We start from the raw sequence: 20,897 nt of genomic DNA on the forward strand, positions 1-20,897 counted from the left end.
TCCCTCTCTACTTGATTCCTGCGCTCTTTAATGTTTCAATAATTTCTTCTGCATTTTTTGCTAATAACAATTGCTGTATTTTTGTTTCATTTTGAATCAAAGCAACTAGGGTTTGTAGCATACCTAGTTGTGCATGTGCTTCCTTTAGCGCTAGCATAAACACAAATTTAACTGGAATTTCTTCACCGTCCCCCATTTGTAAAAATGTAACTGGGTCTCGTAATCGTAAAACACCAATCTGGTCATAATTAACATGCTCTGCATCTGTATGAGGTATTGCGATACCAATTTTATCTGTTGCCAAACCAGTCGGAAAGTCAACCTCTCGTTGCAAAATGGCTGGCTTGTAAGAGGGTTTAACCGCCCCACTTTCAATTAATCGATCCGCTAATTTTGCGAGTGCTTCTTGATCGTTCGAAGCACTTTCATCAAGTAAAACGACTTTATCTGATAACATTCAAATTCACCTCCTTAATAAATTTTTCCAATGCTTGTTGCGATGTAATTTGTTTTAATTTGATTAGCATTTGTGACTGCAAAAGCTCACCCAATATACCAATCAATTGATTATCAGGGTTTTGACTATCAATAATTAAAATTAATGCATATTTTGATTGGGCATTAATAAATGCTAATCCTTGAACATCAAGATTTGGTAGTTCAACATGTGGCATAATCATATCTTCTGCAATAGCTGTACTACCTAATGCTTCACGTGCCTGCATCGCAGCTAACACATCTTTATTATTTAGATTGAATTGGTCTGCAATAATTTCTGCCATTGCAGATATCGTTGGTAATGTCGGCATTGATAAAAATTTAATTTTAACCATATAACATCTCCTCAACTTTGCGACGATCGCTCTCGTTAAATAACGCACTGACCTGAATAACTGGCGATGCTGGTTGAAAATGAATGGCAACAGTTGAAATAACTAAATCAATCTGCTCAAATTTTTTGAGATTTAACTCATAATCTCGAGCTGAAATTGTACCAACAATATCAAAATCAGGGAATGCTCGTCGCACCTTGGTCTGCAATAACTGTGCAGTGCCAATTCCTGTGGAACACATCAATAACACCCGTTTTTTCACACTCGCTTCTTCTAATGCTCTCACAACATATAGGGTTAAAAATCCAATTTCATCCTTCGAAACATCATACTGTGTCTGTTGCAAAACCTGTTGAACCTGAGCAAATGTTTCTTCATAACTAAAACGAATATCATTCAAAATTGGATTAACAATAAGCATATCTTCCTTCATACGATGAATCATCGGTCGAACATGTCCAATCAAAGCATTGCGTAAGTTTTCGATATTAACGTGGGCAGGTAAAGGTAATCCATGAATCAAATAATCCACTAACTGACGAGCCTCATCTTCTTGGCTGCTATCCAATGTGCGATCATATCGTAATCCGACTAGATATAGCATCAGGTTCTCAATTTCCTGACTGTTAATTTCAACATGAGCATATTCACTGATGTTATTAATAACCTGTCGAGCAACCCGTAATAGTAGCTCATCATAATGATGATTCATCTCAGTTGGTGTCGCCAATTCAACATTATGCGACCTAACTCTATCTAATAAAATGTAGAGATGTGAAAAAATATTAACCGTATATGGATCCAAAATCTCAACATCAAGCTCTTTTTCAATCAATGTCATTTGCGAACTAATAAACGTTTGATCAGTTTTTGAAATATCTGGAAAAATGCCAGCCAACCCTTCAACAACTTGTTGCGTAACGGTATTCTCTAACAAAAAATAATTTAACGCTTTGCGAACTTGTACCTCAGTCCCCACAACTTTTGCTTCACCAGCAGATCGATCAATACTAATGTGAAACGAATGCAACATTTCATTTAAAATGCTTAAATCACGTTGCAATGTTGATTCTGAAATATACATTTTTTCTAACAAATGCCATCGATTTAACCCGTGCGGAAACGAATGCAACAAATTAATTGCTAAATCAAATTGCCGTTGTTCATCTTGCTCGGTTGTCGGCGTTGAAGGGCGATTCTCTCGTAAACGGTATCCACGCCCACGTTGTGATTCAACCACTGCCTCTTCTTGATTTAACTTGTTAATCATGCGATATACGGTCTTTTTTGACACATCAAAAGTCTGTGAAATCGTTTGGGCATCAACAAAATCCGTTTGTTGACCCAAAAACATCAATATTTTACTTTCTAAATTATTGGTGCTCATTTTTTCACTTCCCTTCTACAATTTATATTCTATCGTGTATCTGAAAGCGTTTTCTTAATTAAATGGCCATTGCAATGGCCATTTAGTATTGGCTACATTTTAACAAGAATTTGAGCAAAAAAAATAGCATGACATTTAATCTGCCATGCTATACGTTTTACTTTCTTCTTAAAGCTAACAAATCATGTGACAACTTAGCTGTTCGTCCATATATCTGCTTGTATAATTCATAATATTCATGATACTTTGCAACGTTTTCTGGGATTGGTTCATAAGTTTGGCCAAAACTCGTAAATGTATTGGCAGCCTCTTGCACGCTATCAAACCAGCCAAGACCAACAGCTGCTAATATAGCTGCTCCCATACCAGGGCCTTGCTCATTCTGGAGCGCCACAACTTTCGTATCAAAAATATCTGCCTGTATTTGTAACCAAAGTGGCGATTTTGCACCACCACCAATGGCGACAACTTTATCAAAATTAGCCCCGGCCGCTTCATAAATTTCAAACAAATCTTTGAATGAGTAGATAATTCCTTCCAGCACTGAACGCACAAAATCCGCCCGATTCTGTGTACCATCAACGCCAATAAAGGCACCACGAATATCTCCGTCACCACGTTCACCAACAATATATGGTGTAAACAATAAGCCATTAGCCCCAATCGTTGATGACTGTGCTGAATCAACCATTTCATTAAATGTTATTTCACTCGCAAAATTTTTCTTAAACCAAGATAGTGAATAACCTGCTGCTAAAGTCACACCCATTGAATAGAATTGATTTGGAATTGCATGATTAAAGAAAGTTACCTTACCGTGATAGTTAACATCCGCAGTATCTTCATACTTTAAAACCACGCCTGATGTACCGATTGATGACATCACCATATTGGGCCTTAAAATGGCAGCTCCAATGGCACCTGCTGCATTATCAGCGGCACCGCCAACTACCTGTGTATCAGTTGATAAACCAGAAAATTCTGCATAAGCTGCTGAAATTGCGCCAACGTTATCTATTGATTGAATAATTTCTGGGAACATTGTTGCCGGCAAATCAAACACTTCTTGAACTCGCTTTGACCAAGTTCCTGCAGCTACATCTAATGCAACTGTTCCCGCAGCATCAGATATCTCCATTTGTAATTTACCAGTCATACGATAACGTAAATAATCTTTTGGCGTCACGATTTTATCAATTTGCGCAAATGACTCTGGTTCATTCTCTTTCAACCACAAAATAGCGGGGAGCGTAAATCCTTCTTGCGCACGATTACGGGTAATATTAATAAATTCATCACCTATTTTTTCATTGATCTCACGTGTTTGTTTAGATGATCGCGTATCATTCCACAGAATTGCTGGTCGAATAATTTTCCCGGATTTATCCAATGTCACTAATCCGTGCATTTGCCCAGAAAATGAAATACCTTTAATTTGATCAGGTCTTAAATGGTCATTTAGTATCAAGCGGACAATAGCGACCGTTGTACCACTCACCCATTCTTCTGGATTTTGCTCACTATATCCTGGCGCAGGTTGTGATAATGGATAATCATATGCCTCTTGTGCAATGATTGTTCCTTGGCGGTCAACAGCGGATACCTTAACTGCCGATGTTCCTAAATCGACACCTAATACAACTTCTTTTGTCATAATTTTTTCCTATCTTTTTTATATAAATAAAACGCTCCAATCAATAATTAGATTGAGGCGTTTTGTCCTGATATTCTGCTCAAATTACTTAAAAGTTGAACCCAAAACAGAATAAATATAGTTATTTAACGTTGCCTTAATTGCCTCAAGGTGTTGTGATTCAACTTTATCAAAGATTTCATCATTCGTCTTATTCAAAATGTAATCTTCAAATGTCTTCAAAGAACCTTTACCATTTTCAAAGTCGGCAAAAATGCCCTCATCGAATGAGGCATAGCGATCACGCTTGATGTTCTCTAGGAATCCATCTTCATACATTTTCATGGCAACACGGAATCCTGCTGCATATGTGTCCATTCCTGCCATATGTGCATAGAATAAATCTTCAGGCTTAAATGATGCACGACGTACCTTTGCATCAAAGTTCAAACCACCCTTTGGTAGACCACCATTCAAAATAAATTCATACATAACCAAAGTTGATTCATAGATATCATTAGGAAATTCATCAATATCCCAACCAGTTTGCTTATCACCCATGTTAGCATCAAGTGAACCTAACAGTCCTGCTTCACGAGCAAAGCGTGCTTCGTGCTCATACTTATGACCGGCCAAGTAAGCATGATTACCTTCAATGTTTAACTTGAAATCTTTTTCTAAACCATATGTTTGTAGGAATGAAATGGTTGTTTGCACATCAGTATCATATTGGTGATCAGTTGGTTCCTTTGGCTTTGGTTCCAACAACAATTGTCCGGTATAACCGATTTCCTTAGCATAATCACGAGCCATCTTAAAGAATGCAGCGATATGATCTAGCTCACGCTTCGTGTCAGTATTTAGTAGTGATTCGTAACCTTCACGACCACCCCAGAAGACATATGATTGTGATCCCAAACGCTTAGCAATTTCTAGTGAGTGCTTGATTTGCGCTGCTGAGTAAGCAAAGACATCCGCAAATGGTGTCGTTGCACCACCAGCTAAGAAACGCTTATCTGTAAACAATGATGAGGTATTCCAAAGCAACTTCTTACCAGTTTCCTTCATCTTTTGCTCAATCTTATCAACCACTTTATCCAAGTTAGCATTTGTTTCAGCTAATGTATTTCCTTGTGGTGCCAAATCACGATCATGAAATGCAAAATATTCTAATCCCAACTTGTCCATAAATTCAAACAAGTAATCAACCTTTGCTAAAGCGTGATCCATGTCTTCCATGTCATCAACACCATCAACATCCCATGGACGAACTGCAGTTCCTTCACCGAATGGATCAACTAAGCGCTGATCCATTGTGTGCCAATAAGCAACTGAGAACTTCAACCAGTCCTTCATTGGCTTTGTTTCACCGTTAATTGTAAATTCTTCATCTGGATTGTAAAAGTTATAGCCCTTTGTTGATAAGAAATCCAATCCCTTGTTTCCCCCAACGTAATTTACTTTTGGAAAATCAAATAATTCAGTCATTTTTTCACCCCTGTAATGAATATCTAACTCTTTTTGAGTTAGTCTGTTTTTTGTACCAACCAACTTACAAAGACTATTTTAAACGCGAAGTTATATTTTGGCAACTATTTTCTATAAAAAATAATCAACTTGTTTCTATAAATAAAAAAGCTAACAATTGCATCTCGTTCTACGAGGTTCTAGCAATCGTTAGTTTGTTTATTTATTATCATGACCTGAAAATACTAAATTATAGTCATCCAACCCCAATACATGATGGGTAATCATTGAACATGCACCAAGCAAAGTTGCATAATTTGAATGTTTTGTCAGATACAATTCTGGTACCATATCCAAGCTCTTTGTCGTTGTTTGAATTGCTGTAAAAATCTCAGGAATATCTTCCATTAACCTTGAATTAATAAATATTTTCTCAGGTGAAAATGACACTGAAGCATTATAAATTACACGTGAAATAGCAGCAATAAACAAATCAATCACCCGCTGTGCATCCTTATCACCATCACGAAGTAATTTTTCGAGACCATCACGATCCAGTCCAGTAATGTTTTTTTGACGCTGAATATTTTCAATAATGGCATCTTCAGAACAATAATTTTCAACTTTATCAAAATTATATTGATTTTGCTCATCAATATCCGTAAACATTAATGAACTACCAATTTCTCCAGCTGCTCCTTTAAATCCATGATATAAATGACGATTCAAAATGATTCCCGCTCCAATACCTTTATGGATACTAACACTTAGGATATTATTTTCGTTTTGAGCAGCATTAAAATCGCGTTCATATACCGCAGATAAATTCGCCTCATTTTCAAGAATAACTGGCACATGATATTTATCTTCAAATATTTGTTTCAAATCAACATCTTTGACATCCCAGAATGGTGACTTGCTAATTTGATTCTCGTAAACTACCCCATGGATGGAAAATGCAATACCTAATAAGCCATTTTCAGTATCCATGTCAGCATTAATTGTTTGAATTTGTTTATTGATAATATCGACGATATCCAGAATATCACGACTGTTAATTTCAATCCGTTCATACCCTATACTCTCACCATTCAACAAGTTGGACATAATATGTAAATGACGATAGCCTAAATCAACGCTGACTGTATAACCATACTTATCATTGATAGTTACTAGTGTCGGCTTACGTCCGCCCATTTTTGATGCTTCACCACTACCAATTTCTTTTAAATAACCCATCTCATCAACTTCATTATATAAAGTTGTAATAGAAGATTTGTTCATCCCCAAATTTCTAGCAATTTCAATTCTAGAAATTGGCGCATTATTAATAACCTGTTGGAGCACTAACCTTAAATTACCTTGATGAAATGATTCTTTTTTTGTACCTTCATTCATTTTATTTTCTCGTTTCTAACTATTCTAATTCGCCTCATTATATAACTTTATCATACTTCCTAAAAAGAAAATGTATTAAAAAAGCCAGAATAAACTGGCTTCAAATTTTTTAAATTTGTGATTGATGTTCCTTTGATATACCAACGACATCGGCACGCTCACGCATTGATTCCTCAATCTCTTCTAGACTACGATTTCGTGTTTCAAAGACATATCTTTGCACAAACCAAATAGCTATGAAGCAAAGAGCACCATAAATTAAGAATAGACTTCCTGTACCAAAGAAATCTAGTAGCGCTGGGAAAGTTAATGAAACCAACGTATTAGCCGACCAGTTAATAACACTGGCAAATGAATTTCCTAATCCACGAATATTCAACGGAAATACTTCACCAATCATAACCCACATAACAGGTCCCCAAGTACCCGAGAAGAACGCAATATAAATTGTTAGTGCAATAACGCAGATGACTGCCGCAGTCTGTGAACCACCCGAGAATTTCATTGCAATACTCATGACAACCAAAGAAATTCCCATTCCTATTGAACCAATATTCAACATCTTCTTACGATCAATTTTGTCCATAATTGCAACCGCAACTGCTGTTACAATCACATTAAAAATTCCAATACCAATGTGAGCGATTAGGGCAGCAGATACGCCAAATCCAACATCAGTAAAAATGGTTGGTGCATAATACAATACTGTATTACATCCCATAACTTGTTGGAAAATAGCTAATCCAATTCCAATAACTAAAGCTGGTCTGGTCATCTTACCAAATAGCTCTGACCATCCACCACTTTTAATATTTGCTGCTTCATGAATGTTTACCAGTTCTTTATCAACAGCTTGTTGATTCCCCTTATTCATATTCAACAAGACTTCTTCAGCCTTGTCAGCTTGATTTATCTTTACTAAGAAGCGAGGACTTTCAGGTAGTAATAACCCACCAAGGAAAAGAATCACAGCTGGAAGGGCTGCGAATCCTAACATCCAACGCCAACCTGTATCCAAACCTGAGAAACCATAATTCGTTACGTATGCCACAAAAATACCAGTCATAACCATTAACTGGAACAGACTTGAAACTGTACCACGCTTTTCAGCAGGTGAAAGTTCTGCAAGATATGTTGGAATTAGTGCTGATGCAGCACCAACAGCCATCCCTAGAATAATTCTAGAAATAACTAACGTCCAAAATTCTGGTGAAAATGCCGAACCTAGTGCACCGATAAAGAAAATAATCGATGATAGAATCAACAACTTTTTTCGACCAAACTTATCTGAAGATGGCCCAATGATTGCGGCACCAAGAATAGCTCCAATTAATACAGCACTAACAACCCACCCCTGTTGCCAGGAGTTCAATGCCATCTGCTTTTGAATAAATAAAATAGCTCCAGAAATAACACCAGTGTCATATCCAAACAATAGGCCACCTAAGGCACCAAAGAAATAGATAAACCCTGTAGAAATACGTCTCATATTTCCATCCCTCTCTTTTTTCGATAGCTAGTAATTTTTAATTTAAGTAAGTTGGTTTTGTACACCAACTATTATAACAGTGTAATTAACGATTGCAAGAATAATAATGTAATCGCTTCCAAATACTCAAAAGATTTACTCTTATTTTTTATCAAAACAAAGTAGTGTAGAATAGGTCTAACAACATTGATTAGAATTTACTGAAAGGTGTGATATCCATCATGGGAAAACTAAAAGTCATTGGTCGATTAGCACGCGTTGCGGCAGCTGCGCTTACTCCTGTCGCCCTAGATGAAGCTACCAAAATTATTAATCGCCATCTCGATAAAAGAAAAGATTATGTCAAAATACCAGATGTGAAATCATTATCTTTAGACGAAGCAGCAAAAGTACTTGAACAGTATGAATTCAATTATGCAGCGGTTAAAGTAAAGGCTGACGTGAAATATGCCTACAATGATAGTGATACTGTGCTACGTATCCTGCCCAAGGGTGGTGCAAGCGTTGATCCAACAACCTTTGTTAAACTTTACTATGCAGATGAAGAAACAATCAAACAAAGTAACGTTCTATTTAAAGATATGATGGATCAAAAAGTTGATAAGCAGGAAAAACGTCAACAAGCCGTTCGTGACTTAACTGATAAAACAAAACAAGTTGCAACAGATGTTAGTGGTAAATTAGGGCTAACAAAAAAAGACAAGAATAGTGATATTTAAATTTACAAAAAAGAAAACTGACAGTTAAGAATTTTAAATTTTACAGTATTTGGTACTGATGGCTAGCTAATCTTACAGGTTAGTCGTCGGTACCTTTTTCTTCGTTGTTATATATAATTTATGGCCAAAAAAAGCAACCAAATTCATAAAAAATTTAGTTGCTTAATGTTTAAGCTATTCATTTAAATAGATCTAATATCAATACAAGCAGTCAAGTTATTGTATTTATCTAAAAAATCGTACGTGATAACACTATATTTTTAAATTGAAAATGCTAAATCGCCATCATAGGCAGCCTGGAATATGTTAACAATATCTTCTTTCGTACCAACACGTGGATTTGAAGCAGCATTCCCATCTTTCAAGGCATTTTCTGCCATTAATTCAAAGTCCTTTGGATCGGCACCGATTTCCTTAATGGTTTGTGGAATACCAACATCATCTGAAAGCTGCTTCATAGCTTTAATAGCAAGCCCTGCTGCATCACGTGTTGACAATCCCTCTGTATTTTCACCCATAAACTCAGCTAACTCTGCAAATCGCTGCGGATCAGCGATGAGATTATACTTCTCAACATAAGGTAACAATAGCGCACAGCAAACACCATGAGGTGCATCATATTGACCACCTAATTGATGCGCCATGGCATGAACGTATCCTAAGTTTGCATTATTAAAGGCCATTCCAGCTAACATCTCTGCTTCAACCATCTTGTTCCTAGCCTCTAAATTATGGCCATTCGCAACTGCTTCCCGTAATGATGATTCAACAAGTTTAATTGCCTCAATACATTGAGAATCAGTAATTGGATTATGATCGACTGACACATATGGTTCAATTGCCTGGACAAATGCATCCATTCCTGTTGCTGCCGTAAGCCCCTTAGGAACATCTAACATCAATGTTGGATCATTAAACGAAACAAGTGGAATGTTACGCCATGAAACAACCACAAACTTCAAATGTGTTTCTTCGTTTGTAATAACCGCATGACGCGTTAATTCAGATCCGGTTCCTGCAGTCGTATTAACTGCAATTAATGGTGGCAATGCATTATCAAGTGTTTCTATACCAGCTAACTTAGTAATGTCGGACCCATTAGTTAAAATGATTCCTGCTCCTTTACCAGTGTCATGAGCAGAACCACCACCAATCGTAATAATTGAATCAGCCTGTTCCTTTTGATACAAATCTTTTACAGCTTTAATGTTACGAATTTTTGGATTGGGTTCAACTTCATTATAAATAACATAGTCCACACCAGCAGCTTTCAGTGATGCAATTGTTTGTTGCACTGCACCACCTTCTAATCCTTCCAAAAATTTATCTGTGACCAATACTGGCTTTTTCATCCCCAACATCTTGGCACGTTCCCCAATTTTTCCAATCACGTTGGGTCCAAAAAAATTAACACTTGGCATTAAAAAATCATAACTGCGCTCAGTCATTATAAAAATCCCCCTTATAATTTTATGAGACTTAAAGAAGTTAATTTAACTAACCGTGAAAATATGGCTAATAATTAAAAAGTAACCGCCAACTAAAAGTGATTACTTTCACAATATCAATTGTATCACGTATATATATTCAATGCCATTTTGCTAAATCCTAAATAACCTATTAATCCCTAACTACATTTATTATCATTTAACGAAAGTGATTATCACGCGTTACGACAATGCTTTTACTTTCTTATCACTAGATAAGTACTATCAAAATTATTAATTACCAATTTGATAAAAAATGACAGCTAAGAATTCCATCTTAACTGTCAGTCTCTTTCACTTATCCAATTTTACGATTAAATTTCTTGAATTCAAATAACTCATCTATTTGCTTCAAGTATTCCGTTGGTATTGTCACATTTAAAGCCTTTAAATTATTCTGCAATTGTTCTGGCTTGCTTGCACCAGTAATAACACTGGTAATACGTTGATCACGTAAGTCCCATGCCAACGCGAGGCTGGCTAAATCGATTCCTAATTCATCAGCGATGTTGATTAATTTTTCAACCTTTTCTAGATTCTGTGTTGTCAGCAAGGCTTGAATTTGATTCTGATAAGTTGCACGTGATCCAGCCGGAACCTCTTGATGCAATCGATACTTTCCAGTCAACAGTCCTTGCGATAATGGTGAAAATGGCACAATACCCAAACCTAGTTTTTCACAAACATCCATCAATTCGTGTTCAATATAACGATCAAACATATTATATTGTGGTTGAACAACTGACATTGGATGTAAACCATGTGCTTGAATCACTAACTGTGCTTCTAAAATTTGTACTGGTGTCCACTCGCTGACACCGTAATATAAAATTTTCCCTTGGTCTACTAAATCACTCAATGCCTGGAGTGTTTCTTTCAAAGGTGTTTCAGGATCAAAACGATGACAGAAATATAGATCTAAGTAATCAGTTTGTAGATTCTTTAGTGATTCATCAACTGATTCAAAAATATGTTTTCTTGATAAGCCACGATCATTAACACCGTATCCAGTTGGAAAATAAACCTTACTTGAAATAATCAATTCTTTTCTAGGCAAAGGTTTTAAAGTATTTCCCAAGAATCTTTCCGCCGCACCACCACTATAAGCATCCGCACAATCAAAAAAATTTACACCATTTTCATACGCTAATTGAATACTTTCAGCAGCTAGTTGCTGATGATTTTCATCACTGACATCTGTCATCCAACTACCTAGAGCAATTTCGCTAACTTTCAAACCACTGCTACCTAGATTCCGATATTTCATGTTTATTTTCTCCCCCAAAAGACTTAACTACTTTTATCGTTCACGTTTGTACAAGCATAGTCTTATATAAACAGTTCTACAAGAATATTCTATTATCACCTGATGGCATAATTTCACAACTTTATGATTAAACTTCTCACATAAATTTATAAAACTATGATCCATAGCCCTCTTACAGCTACCATGCAACAAGAGGGTTATTATATTATAATAGTCTCTACATACATAAATTTAATTTCGATAAAAAACAAATGCCACTCAAAACTATTTCGAGGCTAACTATGACACAAACACAAGCAAAATATCGTAATATCGCAAACAAAATTCTTACTAGCATTCAAGATGGTACCTATCCTTTGAATAGTTTCATCCCCAAAGAGATGGACTTAGTCGAGCAATTTCAAGTGAGCAGGTCAACCATTCGCCAAGCTATCCAAGTACTAGTGAATGAAGGCTATCTAGCACGGCGAAAAAAATTAGGCACTTGGGTCAAAGCAACTAAAATTGAACAAGGTTTCACGCATGTCATTAAAAGTTATTCTGATGAAATGGGTGAAAAGGGCGTTATTCCAAAAACCAAGGTCATTAGCTTAACCAAAATGCCAGTCACACCAGAAATTCAATCCGAGTTACAGCTAGCCGATAAAGATACTGTTTTTGCGCTAACCCGTTTGCGCTATGCAGATGACAAACCAATTTTGTTGACAACTTCATATATTCCAACAAAATATATTCCTGATTTTGATCAACACGATTTTGAAAAAGAGTCCGTGCTACATACGTTTGAAAATCATAATCTTTATATGACCCATGCTTCACGAGAATTGGAGCTACTTCGTGCCGATGAAACAACCGCTGCACTATTAGAAATTCCATTAGATGATCCGCTGTTCTACTTCCATACAATTACTTATACAAATCAAGATATTCCTGTAGAATATGCCCTTTCAAAATATCGTGGTGATATTAGTTCTTTTAAGATTGAAATTAATCAATAAAAAAATCCATTCAGCGAAAAATCACTGAATGGATTTTCTTTATTTAAGCCTTAAAAGCTTCATCAATAGCCTTATATTCATCTTCTGTCAGATGAACATCAATTGACTTTGCTAAATCGGTTGCTTGCTCAGCATTACGGGCACCAGGAATAACTAAACCAATATTTGGATTTGTCATATACCATGCCAAAACGACATGTGTTAGTGTCGCATCATGTGCCTCAGCAACTTGCTTTAGAACATCAAGACCTTTAATCATTTGATCAAACTTTGCATCATCTAAGCGATCAAACTTATCACGATCTGCTGCACCGTAACGTCCTGTCAACAATCCTGACTCTAGTGGGAAGTAAGGCACGAAACCGATACCATTCTCACGAAGATATTCAAAGCGCTCTTGTTCCTCATCACGATGTGCCAAGCTGTAGTAGTCCTCATCAAAGTCAACTTTACCAGTAGCATTTGCTTCCTTTAGTTGATCAAAACTAAAGTTTGAAACACCAATAGCACGAATCTTGCCCGCTTGCTTCAACTTATCAAGTGCTTCTACTGCCGCCAACTTATCAGATGTTTCATCTGGGAAGTGAATATAGAAGATATCAATATAGTCAGTCTTCAAACGCTTCAAAGATTCCTCAACTGTTTTAACTAAGAACGCAGGACTATTATCTGGCTTATAGTCATTATCTGGGTTTTGAGCCCCCTTCGTTGCAATAATAATCTTGCTTCGATCATAATCTTGGATAACATCCCCAATAATTTCCTCAGAACGTCCTAAACCATAGACAAAAGCCGTATCCAGTACATTAATCCCTGCATCCAATGCTGCACGAACTAAATCATAACCATCTTGTTCATCTAGATTTTTAAATAGATTGTGTCCACCAACCTTATTAGTCCCCAAACCTAACTTATGTGCAAATTCTAATGTCATATTTGTACTCCCTCTATTCTTATGATTGTGTCATGAAACAAGTGCTTCATTTCACTTACATGTTAACATACTTTTCTTAAGTTAGTAAAAAGAGAGCTGATAAGCTACCGTTCTGGAGTCCAAAATAAGCAATCAATTTGGCACACTGCCGGAGTGTCAGCGTAGGCGTGTGACATATTGATTGCTTATTTTTGACGGACTGGTAGCTTATCGCGTTTATAGGAGAGCGTGACAACAAGCGCCTACCAGTCCGTCCCTACTCTTGAAAGTCTGCCTCTTCCAAAGTTAATAAAGCTTTTTTTCGCGCCAATCCTCCGGCATAACCAGTGAGTGACCCGTCACTGCCTACCACACGATGACAAGGAATAAAAATCATAAATGGATTGGCACCAATTGCATGACCGACTGCCCGTGATAAATTTTTTGCTCGTTGTTTATCATCCGTTATCAGATGACAAATCTGTTGGTAGGTTACTGTTTGACCATAAGGTAATTGCTGTAACGCTTGTAACACCTGTTGCTGAAATGGTGTCACTTTAAGCTTAATTGGCAGTGTCGCAATATCTGGTTCCTTACCTGCAAAATAATCCGTTAACCACTTTTTGGCTTTTTGTAGCACCACAGTATCTGATTCCTCCGCCTTGGTTAGATCATACTTACCACCAAAGTGCTTTTGGTTTTCAAACCAGCAGCCTAAAAAAGATTGACTATAACTTAATAATGTCATCTTTCCCAAAGGCGTTTGCATGACTTGGAAATATTCCATCACCGATTACCTCACTATCTTTTATTGTTTCTCTTCAATTCGCTTTATTAAGTACGCAATGACCTTTCTCACCATTTTTTTGGTTCCCGCATCCAATGAATGCATTAATAGGTTTTCTAGTTTAAGAATAACCCACCAATTAATCAAACGCACGTGATCAACATGTTGACTGACTTGTTTTGGCCAGTTAATAAATGGTAATAGCATTTTATCAAACCGATCACCGTGTCCAAAAGTATATTGTGTCATCCACAAACTGACAATCTTGGTTGCTACCAACTGTTTAATAAATTTATCTTTATGCTTTGTAATTTGCACCACTGTCCCGTCACGAAGCACGACACATGTTCGCATACCCCGTGTTTGGACATTAACAATTTGGTGAGCATTGATCCATGTCGTTGGACCACTTTTATAACTTGTAACCGGTACAAATGCATGATTCTGCATTACCCAGCTACGCATCTGACCACGTAATTCTGGAGGCAATAAACAATAATAAGCTTCCACCTGATCATGTCGCTTATAGCCTGTTGTTTTTTCCAATTGATCCATTAATCGATTAGTAGAGACTAATGTGTCAACAATCATACCATCTGCATAATAGATTCGTGAAACTGAGCGTTGATAGCGATCACGGGCTGCAACAATTAACATTGTCTCATGTGGACAAATATCACTCGTTTCTGAAAGCTGTAACAAAACGTCCTGAGAGTAACCTTTTTCTGAAATTATGATTGAATTCGGCATAATTATATGTTCCTTTATTGAAAATATATGCAATATGATTTATCGATCATTTGCCGTAATAATTTTAAGTGTCGATAATATGTCATACGATGAATTTCCAGGCGAATACACCGTTTTGTAACTAAATCATCTGGATATTTCATAAAATCTAACAATAATTGTTTAATTTTTTGATGACATGCTGATTGATCCAATATTTTTTCAATAGTTACCTTTAATTCAGTTTTTTCAAATGCTTGTTCAATTTGTACAACTTCAGGTGGTAGAATTATAAAATCGTGACGTTCTGCATACTTTTGATTACTTCGTTGTATATCCCTTAGTCGCCACAATAACCAGCGAAATAAATTTGAATTATTAGTTGGTGCTAATTGATCCCCTGCTAATAAACGCTGTAAAATCAATAATCGCAATTCTTGCCGATAATCATCAAAATTTATATTTCGCCAATCAATGTGCCCCGTTTTTAAAACACCACCAATGATAGGTTCATATTGTTCCCATCGATTAATAACTTCTGTCGTCATTTGAAACTCCCTTGGTTATATTTTTTGATACCATACCACCCAAGTTGTTCGCCTATCACCAGAGAAAATCCTTAAATGACCATAGTGCTTAATCAATTGCTTATAATGACAACGTTTAGCAATCTCTAATCACCAGACTTTTAGTCCCTTTTTCTAGTAAAAAGGGGTAGACAAATAAAAAACGACCTCATTTCGTAAAAAATATGACGGATACACATGAAAGTCTATCCGTCATATCATTTTTTATTATGAGTTAATCTAAATCTAAAACTGCTTCTAAACTGTAATTATCGTTACCACGAAGTAATTGTGATACACAGCAACGATTTTCAACTTCTGACACTAATGCCCTTGTTTGTGATAATGTCTGCCCTGGAACGGCAACCTGTGCATGCACTAAGAATTCATTATGCCCCTTTCCTCTAACATATGAAATCTTTGCATGTGCTCTTGGTTGCACATCAATTTTATGTTCTTTCAGAATAACTTCCATCGTTCCTACTAAACAAGTACACAATGACATCCCCAATAATTGTTCTGGATTTGTCCCCGGATTATCATTTAATGGGCTACTAGTCTGCACCTCAATGCCATCTTTAGCATAAGCATGGCCATCTAAACCTTCTATATTGTACGTATCTGTCGTATATAATGCCTTATCCCAACGCACATCATTTTTCATCTGACTTCTCCCCTTTTGTAAAGCATATTACCATTGTAAGCGTTTTCGAAAGATAAAACACCTATCAATTAACCAAAATGAAAAAGGTGCAACCCTCACCGGAGTTGCACCTCATTAAATACGTTTTATTGTCTACTTCTTTGTGACATCTCCATTGGCATTCTTAGTAACCTTCATCTCGTTTACTGGAATGTATCCCAACTTCTTTACTGTACTCTTCATTGAATTAGACTTAACAAACTTGATAAACTTTGTTGTATTCTTGTCAGGTTTCTTGGTCGTATACATATGCTCATATGCCCAGATCGACCACTTATTATCCTTAACATTCTTCACAGTTGGCTTAACTTTATCAATGGCAAGAGGCTTCAAATTTTTAGCTTGATCACCAGTTGTATATGAAAAGGCTAAGTATGAAATAGCACCTGGTGTCTTAGAAACAATCTTTTGCACCGCACCATTATCATCCTGTTCCTGTGAAGTTTTTGTTACTTGACCGTCCATCACTTCTTTTTCAAAAGTGAAGCGGGTTCCAGAACCTTGGGCACGGTTTACCAGTGAGATGTCTTGATCTTGACCACCAACATCTTTCCAGTTAGTAATTTTACCAGTAAAGATATCACGTAGTTGTGACATCGTTAATGATGACACTTTCACATCAGCATTAACCACTGGTGCAATACCAACAACCGCAACCTTATTATCCTTTAATTTATTTGCCTTGATACCATCTTTTTGTTCAGCAAAAATATCTGAATCACCGATAGTCACATTTCCTTTACCAACCTGGCTAAGGCCGGCACCAGAACCACCACCCTGCACATTCACTGTCACACCTGGGTTTTTATTCCCAAATTCATCAGCTGCCTGTGCTGCTAAAGGTTGTAACGCAGTTGAACCAACAGCAGTTACCTGCTTTGATGAGTCAGCATACACGTTACCGCCCAATAATCCTCCAGCAAAAACAAGTCCCGCTGTACTCATCAAAAATAATCCTTTTTTCATCACAAACTCCTTCTATTGTGGTTTATGTTTATAGTAGTCGCAAAGAGTAGGGTTCACTCACAATTGGCTTTTGGTCATAGCATCGGCGTGTTACTCCTTACGACACTTATTATTTTATAAAAAGAATGTATCGATTTTGCTTGGACTTCATGTGCCTTTCATGTGTATTACGTAAATAATAACGTTACAAACATTTTTTTATGTAAATATGGGCAGATTAAAAATCTCTAAATTTAATTTTTCACCCCCCCATTTCAAGTAATCACATGGCATAATAGAATAGTTAATAAATAAATTTTTGGGAGTATAGATATGTTAAGTATGGACGAATTGATTCAACAATTAGAAGACATCCGTGATGCCGCTTCAGATGTCAAGAAAGTACCTGGTGCACGGACCATCTATTTGGGTGCTGGTTGGTTTTCCGATCGCCAAATTGAAACTTTGTTAGCATCTTACAAAGCTTTGAACAATAATCCAACGATCAGTTATGTTCATGTACCTTTATTGAACCAATTTGGTGGTCAAGCATTTGACGAAAATGGTGATTTTAACCCTGATTTTACGTGGGCAGTGGCAACTTATAATGCTGATATTACTGCTATTCAAAATACAGATGTCACTTTAGGGGTCATTACCGCTGGTAACGAAGATAGTGGTACTGCATTTGAATTGGGCTATGCTGCTGCTTTGGGTCGTCCATCAGTTGCATTCTTTGATGGTGATTGGGAAGCCAAGCCAATCAATTTGATGCCTGCTATTGGTCCATCTTCATACGTTCGTTCAACTGATGAATTGGCAACCTTTAACTTTATGAGCATTGCGACTCGTGTTTACGAAGGTAAAATTATTTAATTAGCTATATCCATTTAAAAACATCCCCACGTTGGTAAAAGACGTGGGGATGTTTTTTGGAGAGTATGTTTTATGTCTGTTTTACACTGATATGCTATCAATCACCTACCTAATGTTTATCAGTTTTATTACCATTGATAATTTGTTTGATCTTGACGACCCTTACCAGTTGCTTTATCTAATAGCACACGTTGTTCAAAGTGAGCGACATTATGCTTCGTCGTCTTAACCATGTCAGGGTTAACGGATACATAATCAATACCTTGTTGAATTAGGAATTCCGTAAACTCTGGGTATTGTGAAGGTGCTTGACCACAAATTGAAACCGTCTTGCCATCCTTATGGGCGGCTGTAATCAAGTGGGCAATTGCACGTTTAACTGTCAAATTACGTTCATCAAATAATGATGCGACAGTATCGTTGTTACGATCTAACCCAAGTAATAGCATAGTTAAATCATTTGAACCAATTGAGTACCCATCAATAAATTGATTAAACTGATCAGCTAAAATAATGTTAGCTGGAATTTCAGCCATCATATAAACTTTAAAGTCAGCTGAACGTACTAGACCGGCGGCGGCCATAATGTCCGTCACCTTTTGGGCTTCAGAAACCGTTCGTACAAATGGTAACATGACATTCAAGTTGGTTAGACCAAATTCTTCACGTACCTTTTTCACAGCAGCTAGTTCAAGCTTGAAAGCTTCGATAAAGTTAGGGTCGTAGTAACGTGATGCACCACGCCAACCTAATAGATCGGCTGGTTCATGTGGTTCGAACTCTTCACCACCCTTTAGATTACGATATTCACTAGACTTGAAATCTGATAAACGTAACACAACTGGCCGTGGGTTCATGGCACGTGCCACTTTACTGATACCTTCAGCTAACATATCAACAACTTGTTCAGACTTGCCTTGCTTGATCAAATATAGTGGATGCTCGTGAATGTAGCTTGTCCAAATAAACTCTTCACGCATCAAGCCAACCCCATCAGCAGGTAAGTCAGCATATTTTTCTGCTAAGTCAGGGTCACCCAAGTTCATCATGACTTGAGTTGCCGTTGGGGCAAAGTATTCAGCAGGTGCTGCGCCTTCGCTAGCAACAGCAGTTTGTTGAGCTGGTGCCAAAATTGATTGCACTTCACCTTCATAAACAATTCCGTTCTTAGCATCGACCGTAATAACATCACCAGTCTTTAATACGTCCATTGCCGCAACACCACGACTGGTGGTACCAACAAGACAAGGAATTTGCATTTCGCGTGAAACAATGGCTGCATGACAAGTCCGACCACCATTATTTGTAATAATCGCTTTGGCTTTCTTCATTACAGGAACCCAATCAGGTGACGTCATCGCTGTTACCAAAATTTCACCAGGTTGGAATTGATCAATATCTTCTGGATTTTCGATCACGTGGACTTTACCAGTTGCTACACCTGGACTAGCTGGTAGCCCTTTAACAAGCACTGTTTGATTTTCATTGGCAGCCATATGTTGTTCCTCTTTCTCTATTGATTGGTTTTTGTTTTTCTGTGACCATACCGTCTCTGGACGTGCTTGTACTAGCCACAATTTATTTGTTTTTTCATCTAACGCAAACTCCATATCCATGTAACAACCATAATGCTTTTCAATGGCTTTCGCATAACCCGCCAACTCCACCACTTGTTCATCGGTTAGTGACGGTTGGTTAGCTTGTTCTGTCGGAATTGTTTGCTCTGCAACACCACCATCAGGCAATCGTTTTAAAGCAATATTTTTCGTTGTCACATCTTTAGAAACAATCTTCAACGTTTCCTTATCAACAATGAAATCATCCGGCGTTACTGTTCCTTGAACAAGATATTCACCTAATCCCCAAACACTGTCGACAATAATTTTAGTATCATCCCCAGTACCAACATTAACTGAGAACATAACGCCCGATGCTTTAGAAAATACCATCATTTGAATCGTTGCAGATAAAGCAACTTGGTCATGTGGAAAATTCTGCTTATGACGATAGTACGTTGCACGTTCTGTATATAGTGAGGCAAAACACTCTTTAATTTTTTGTACAACATCATCTGCACCCTGAATGTTTAGGTATGACTCTTGTTGACCAGCAAAGGATGCATCCGGTAGATCTTCAGCAGTTGCACTTGAACGAATAGCAACGAACGGTTGTGCCTCACCGACTTTTTCTGCTAGTTCAGCGTAAGCTTGTTGAATTTCATCAATCAAGTCTGACGGCATGTCGCTATCAATAATGATTTGGCGAATCTTGGCACAGACCTCGTGTAATTCTTTAGAATTTTCATAATCATGAATACTGTCTAGGAGTGCTTTAATCTTATCAGTTGCCCCTGTTCGATTCATGAAGTCACGATACACATGAGTGGTTGTTGCAAAACCATAAGGTACCGGCACATCTGTCGCAGAAGTCAGTTCACCTAAAGAAGAAGACTTTCCGCCAACTAAATCTACATCAGTACGATGTAATTGATCAAACCATAAAATATTAGCAGTTTCTCTATTTTCCATGAAAATATCTCCTTAATAGCCAAATATGCAACCGCTTACTTAGCAATTTAAATTAAAAGGTCGTTTTAACGACCTACTTCGTACTTGATGAAGTTTATTACTTTTAACATTGTATCTATTCATTTGAGCTAATCACTTATGAATCCGCTTACCACTCATGAACAAATTTATT

General features: G+C 37.1%; 19 protein-coding genes. 3 read left to right on the plus strand and 16 right to left on the minus strand.

Annotated elements, in window-relative coordinates:
* Window positions 1-7: 7 nt before the first annotated feature.
* From ACQ4QH_RS07990 to ACQ4QH_RS08020, 7 genes are all read right to left on the minus strand, one after another.
* Window positions 8-457 (minus strand): PTS sugar transporter subunit IIA, encoded by a 450-nt coding sequence (locus ACQ4QH_RS07990; protein ID WP_439818462.1) that lies wholly within the window; start codon window positions 455-457, stop codon window positions 8-10.
* Window positions 444-833: a hypothetical protein gene (locus ACQ4QH_RS07995; protein ID WP_439818463.1), complete on the minus strand. Its 390-nt coding sequence runs from the start codon at window positions 831-833 to the stop codon at window positions 444-446. The genes ACQ4QH_RS07990 and ACQ4QH_RS07995 overlap by 14 nt, the downstream gene beginning before the upstream one ends.
* Window positions 826-2,220: a BglG family transcription antiterminator gene (locus ACQ4QH_RS08000; RefSeq protein WP_439818464.1), complete on the minus strand. Its 1,395-nt coding sequence runs from the start codon at window positions 2,218-2,220 to the stop codon at window positions 826-828. Before ACQ4QH_RS08000 ends, ACQ4QH_RS07995 begins: the two co-directional genes overlap by 8 nt.
* A 157-nt stretch (window positions 2,221-2,377) precedes the next feature.
* Entirely contained in the window at window positions 2,378-3,874 is a 1,497-nt protein-coding gene (xylB, locus tag ACQ4QH_RS08005) for a xylulokinase (protein ID WP_439818465.1), read from the minus strand.
* Between the two features lie 84 nt (window positions 3,875-3,958).
* The gene (xylA, locus tag ACQ4QH_RS08010) at window positions 3,959-5,341 is read right to left on the minus strand and encodes a xylose isomerase (RefSeq protein WP_439818466.1); all 1,383 of its coding nucleotides are present in this window, start codon (window positions 5,339-5,341) and stop codon (window positions 3,959-3,961) included.
* Window positions 5,342-5,539: 198 nt separating this feature from the next.
* Window positions 5,540-6,718 carry an ROK family protein gene (locus tag ACQ4QH_RS08015; protein ID WP_439818467.1) on the minus strand — a complete coding sequence of 393 codons (1,179 nt, stop codon included), beginning with the start codon at window positions 6,716-6,718 and terminating at the stop codon, window positions 5,540-5,542.
* 109 nt (window positions 6,719-6,827) lie between these two features.
* The gene (locus ACQ4QH_RS08020) at window positions 6,828-8,207 is read right to left on the minus strand and encodes a sugar porter family MFS transporter (protein ID WP_439818468.1); all 1,380 of its coding nucleotides are present in this window, start codon (window positions 8,205-8,207) and stop codon (window positions 6,828-6,830) included.
* A gap of 221 nt (window positions 8,208-8,428) precedes the next feature.
* Here ACQ4QH_RS08020 and ACQ4QH_RS08025 point away from each other — a divergent pair, with 221 nt between their 5' ends.
* Window positions 8,429-8,926: a PASTA domain-containing protein gene (locus ACQ4QH_RS08025; RefSeq protein WP_439818469.1), complete on the plus strand. Its 498-nt coding sequence runs from the start codon at window positions 8,429-8,431 to the stop codon at window positions 8,924-8,926.
* 260 nt (window positions 8,927-9,186) lie between these two features.
* On the opposite strand, the gene ACQ4QH_RS08030 is transcribed toward ACQ4QH_RS08025, so the two are convergent.
* Both ACQ4QH_RS08030 and ACQ4QH_RS08035 read right to left on the minus strand, forming a co-directional pair.
* The gene (locus ACQ4QH_RS08030) at window positions 9,187-10,374 is read right to left on the minus strand and encodes an iron-containing alcohol dehydrogenase (protein WP_439818470.1); all 1,188 of its coding nucleotides are present in this window, start codon (window positions 10,372-10,374) and stop codon (window positions 9,187-9,189) included.
* 337 nt (window positions 10,375-10,711) lie between these two features.
* Entirely contained in the window at window positions 10,712-11,680 is a 969-nt protein-coding gene (locus tag ACQ4QH_RS08035) for an aldo/keto reductase family protein (protein WP_439818471.1), read from the minus strand.
* Window positions 11,681-11,961: 281 nt separating this feature from the next.
* On the opposite strand from ACQ4QH_RS08035, the gene ACQ4QH_RS08040 reads away from it, so the two are divergent.
* The gene (locus ACQ4QH_RS08040) at window positions 11,962-12,678 is read left to right on the plus strand and encodes a GntR family transcriptional regulator (RefSeq protein WP_439818472.1); all 717 of its coding nucleotides are present in this window, start codon (window positions 11,962-11,964) and stop codon (window positions 12,676-12,678) included.
* Between the two features lie 43 nt (window positions 12,679-12,721).
* Here ACQ4QH_RS08040 and ACQ4QH_RS08045 read toward each other — a convergent pair whose 3' ends face one another.
* The 6 genes from ACQ4QH_RS08045 to ACQ4QH_RS08070 all read right to left on the minus strand — a co-directional run bounded on the left by ACQ4QH_RS08045 (window position 12,722) and on the right by ACQ4QH_RS08070 (window position 17,342).
* Entirely contained in the window at window positions 12,722-13,612 is an 891-nt protein-coding gene (locus ACQ4QH_RS08045) for an aldo/keto reductase (RefSeq protein ID WP_439818473.1), read from the minus strand.
* A 256-nt stretch (window positions 13,613-13,868) separates the two neighbouring features.
* Entirely contained in the window at window positions 13,869-14,378 is a 510-nt protein-coding gene (locus tag ACQ4QH_RS08050) for a methylated-DNA--[protein]-cysteine S-methyltransferase (protein WP_439818474.1), read from the minus strand.
* 21 nt (window positions 14,379-14,399) lie between these two features.
* A complete protein-coding gene (locus ACQ4QH_RS08055; protein WP_439818475.1) occupies window positions 14,400-15,128 on the minus strand; it encodes a hypothetical protein in 729 nt (242 codons plus the stop codon).
* A gap of 14 nt (window positions 15,129-15,142) precedes the next feature.
* Window positions 15,143-15,655, minus strand: coding sequence for a hypothetical protein (locus tag ACQ4QH_RS08060; protein WP_439818476.1), 513 nt, complete (start codon window positions 15,653-15,655; stop codon window positions 15,143-15,145).
* Window positions 15,656-15,908: 253 nt separating this feature from the next.
* Complete coding sequence (locus tag ACQ4QH_RS08065; protein WP_439818477.1) at window positions 15,909-16,337, minus strand: OsmC family protein; 429 nt, start codon at window positions 16,335-16,337, stop codon at window positions 15,909-15,911.
* A gap of 132 nt (window positions 16,338-16,469) precedes the next feature.
* Window positions 16,470-17,342 (minus strand): phosphate ABC transporter substrate-binding protein, encoded by an 873-nt coding sequence (locus ACQ4QH_RS08070; protein ID WP_439818478.1) that lies wholly within the window; start codon window positions 17,340-17,342, stop codon window positions 16,470-16,472.
* A gap of 312 nt (window positions 17,343-17,654) precedes the next feature.
* On the opposite strand from ACQ4QH_RS08070, the gene ACQ4QH_RS08075 reads away from it, so the two are divergent.
* On the plus strand, window positions 17,655-18,197 hold the full coding sequence (locus tag ACQ4QH_RS08075; protein ID WP_150191445.1) for a nucleoside 2-deoxyribosyltransferase: 543 nt from the start codon (window positions 17,655-17,657) through the stop codon (window positions 18,195-18,197).
* Window positions 18,198-18,325: 128 nt separating this feature from the next.
* Here ACQ4QH_RS08075 and ppsA read toward each other — a convergent pair whose 3' ends face one another.
* Window positions 18,326-20,725 carry a phosphoenolpyruvate synthase gene (gene ppsA / locus ACQ4QH_RS08080; RefSeq protein WP_439818479.1) on the minus strand — a complete coding sequence of 800 codons (2,400 nt, stop codon included), beginning with the start codon at window positions 20,723-20,725 and terminating at the stop codon, window positions 18,326-18,328.
* Between the last annotated feature and the right edge of the window lie 172 nt (window positions 20,726-20,897).

This window comes from Weissella paramesenteroides, assembly GCF_051903945.1.
GTDB classification, from domain to species: Bacteria; Bacillota; Bacilli; order Lactobacillales; family Lactobacillaceae; genus Weissella; species Weissella paramesenteroides_A.

Bases quoted from the DNA above. Each gene is read 5' to 3' on its own strand.
- ACQ4QH_RS07990 (WP_439818462.1), bottom strand. From the start codon at position 457: ATGTTATCAGATAAAGTCGTTTTACTTGATGAAAGTGCTTCGAACGAT.
- ACQ4QH_RS07995 (WP_439818463.1), bottom strand. From the start codon at position 833: ATGGTTAAAATTAAATTTTTATCAATGCCGACATTACCAACGATATCT.
- ACQ4QH_RS08000 (WP_439818464.1), bottom strand. From the start codon at position 2,220: ATGAGCACCAATAATTTAGAAAGTAAAATATTGATGTTTTTGGGTCAA.
- xylB (WP_439818465.1), bottom strand. From the start codon at position 3,874: ATGACAAAAGAAGTTGTATTAGGTGTCGATTTAGGAACATCGGCAGTT.
- xylA (WP_439818466.1), bottom strand. From the start codon at position 5,341: ATGACTGAATTATTTGATTTTCCAAAAGTAAATTACGTTGGGGGAAAC.
- ACQ4QH_RS08015 (WP_439818467.1), bottom strand. From the start codon at position 6,718: ATGAATGAAGGTACAAAAAAAGAATCATTTCATCAAGGTAATTTAAGG.
- ACQ4QH_RS08020 (WP_439818468.1), bottom strand. From the start codon at position 8,207: ATGAGACGTATTTCTACAGGGTTTATCTATTTCTTTGGTGCCTTAGGT.
- ACQ4QH_RS08025 (WP_439818469.1), top strand. From the start codon at position 8,429: ATGGGAAAACTAAAAGTCATTGGTCGATTAGCACGCGTTGCGGCAGCT.
- ACQ4QH_RS08030 (WP_439818470.1), bottom strand. From the start codon at position 10,374: ATGACTGAGCGCAGTTATGATTTTTTAATGCCAAGTGTTAATTTTTTT.
- ACQ4QH_RS08035 (WP_439818471.1), bottom strand. From the start codon at position 11,680: ATGAAATATCGGAATCTAGGTAGCAGTGGTTTGAAAGTTAGCGAAATT.
- ACQ4QH_RS08040 (WP_439818472.1), top strand. From the start codon at position 11,962: ATGACACAAACACAAGCAAAATATCGTAATATCGCAAACAAAATTCTT.
- ACQ4QH_RS08045 (WP_439818473.1), bottom strand. From the start codon at position 13,612: ATGACATTAGAATTTGCACATAAGTTAGGTTTGGGGACTAATAAGGTT.
- ACQ4QH_RS08050 (WP_439818474.1), bottom strand. From the start codon at position 14,378: ATGGAATATTTCCAAGTCATGCAAACGCCTTTGGGAAAGATGACATTA.
- ACQ4QH_RS08055 (WP_439818475.1), bottom strand. From the start codon at position 15,128: ATGCCGAATTCAATCATAATTTCAGAAAAAGGTTACTCTCAGGACGTT.
- ACQ4QH_RS08060 (WP_439818476.1), bottom strand. From the start codon at position 15,655: ATGACGACAGAAGTTATTAATCGATGGGAACAATATGAACCTATCATT.
- ACQ4QH_RS08065 (WP_439818477.1), bottom strand. From the start codon at position 16,337: ATGAAAAATGATGTGCGTTGGGATAAGGCATTATATACGACAGATACG.
- ACQ4QH_RS08070 (WP_439818478.1), bottom strand. From the start codon at position 17,342: ATGAAAAAAGGATTATTTTTGATGAGTACAGCGGGACTTGTTTTTGCT.
- ACQ4QH_RS08075 (WP_150191445.1), top strand. From the start codon at position 17,655: ATGTTAAGTATGGACGAATTGATTCAACAATTAGAAGACATCCGTGAT.
- ppsA (WP_439818479.1), bottom strand. From the start codon at position 20,725: ATGGAAAATAGAGAAACTGCTAATATTTTATGGTTTGATCAATTACAT.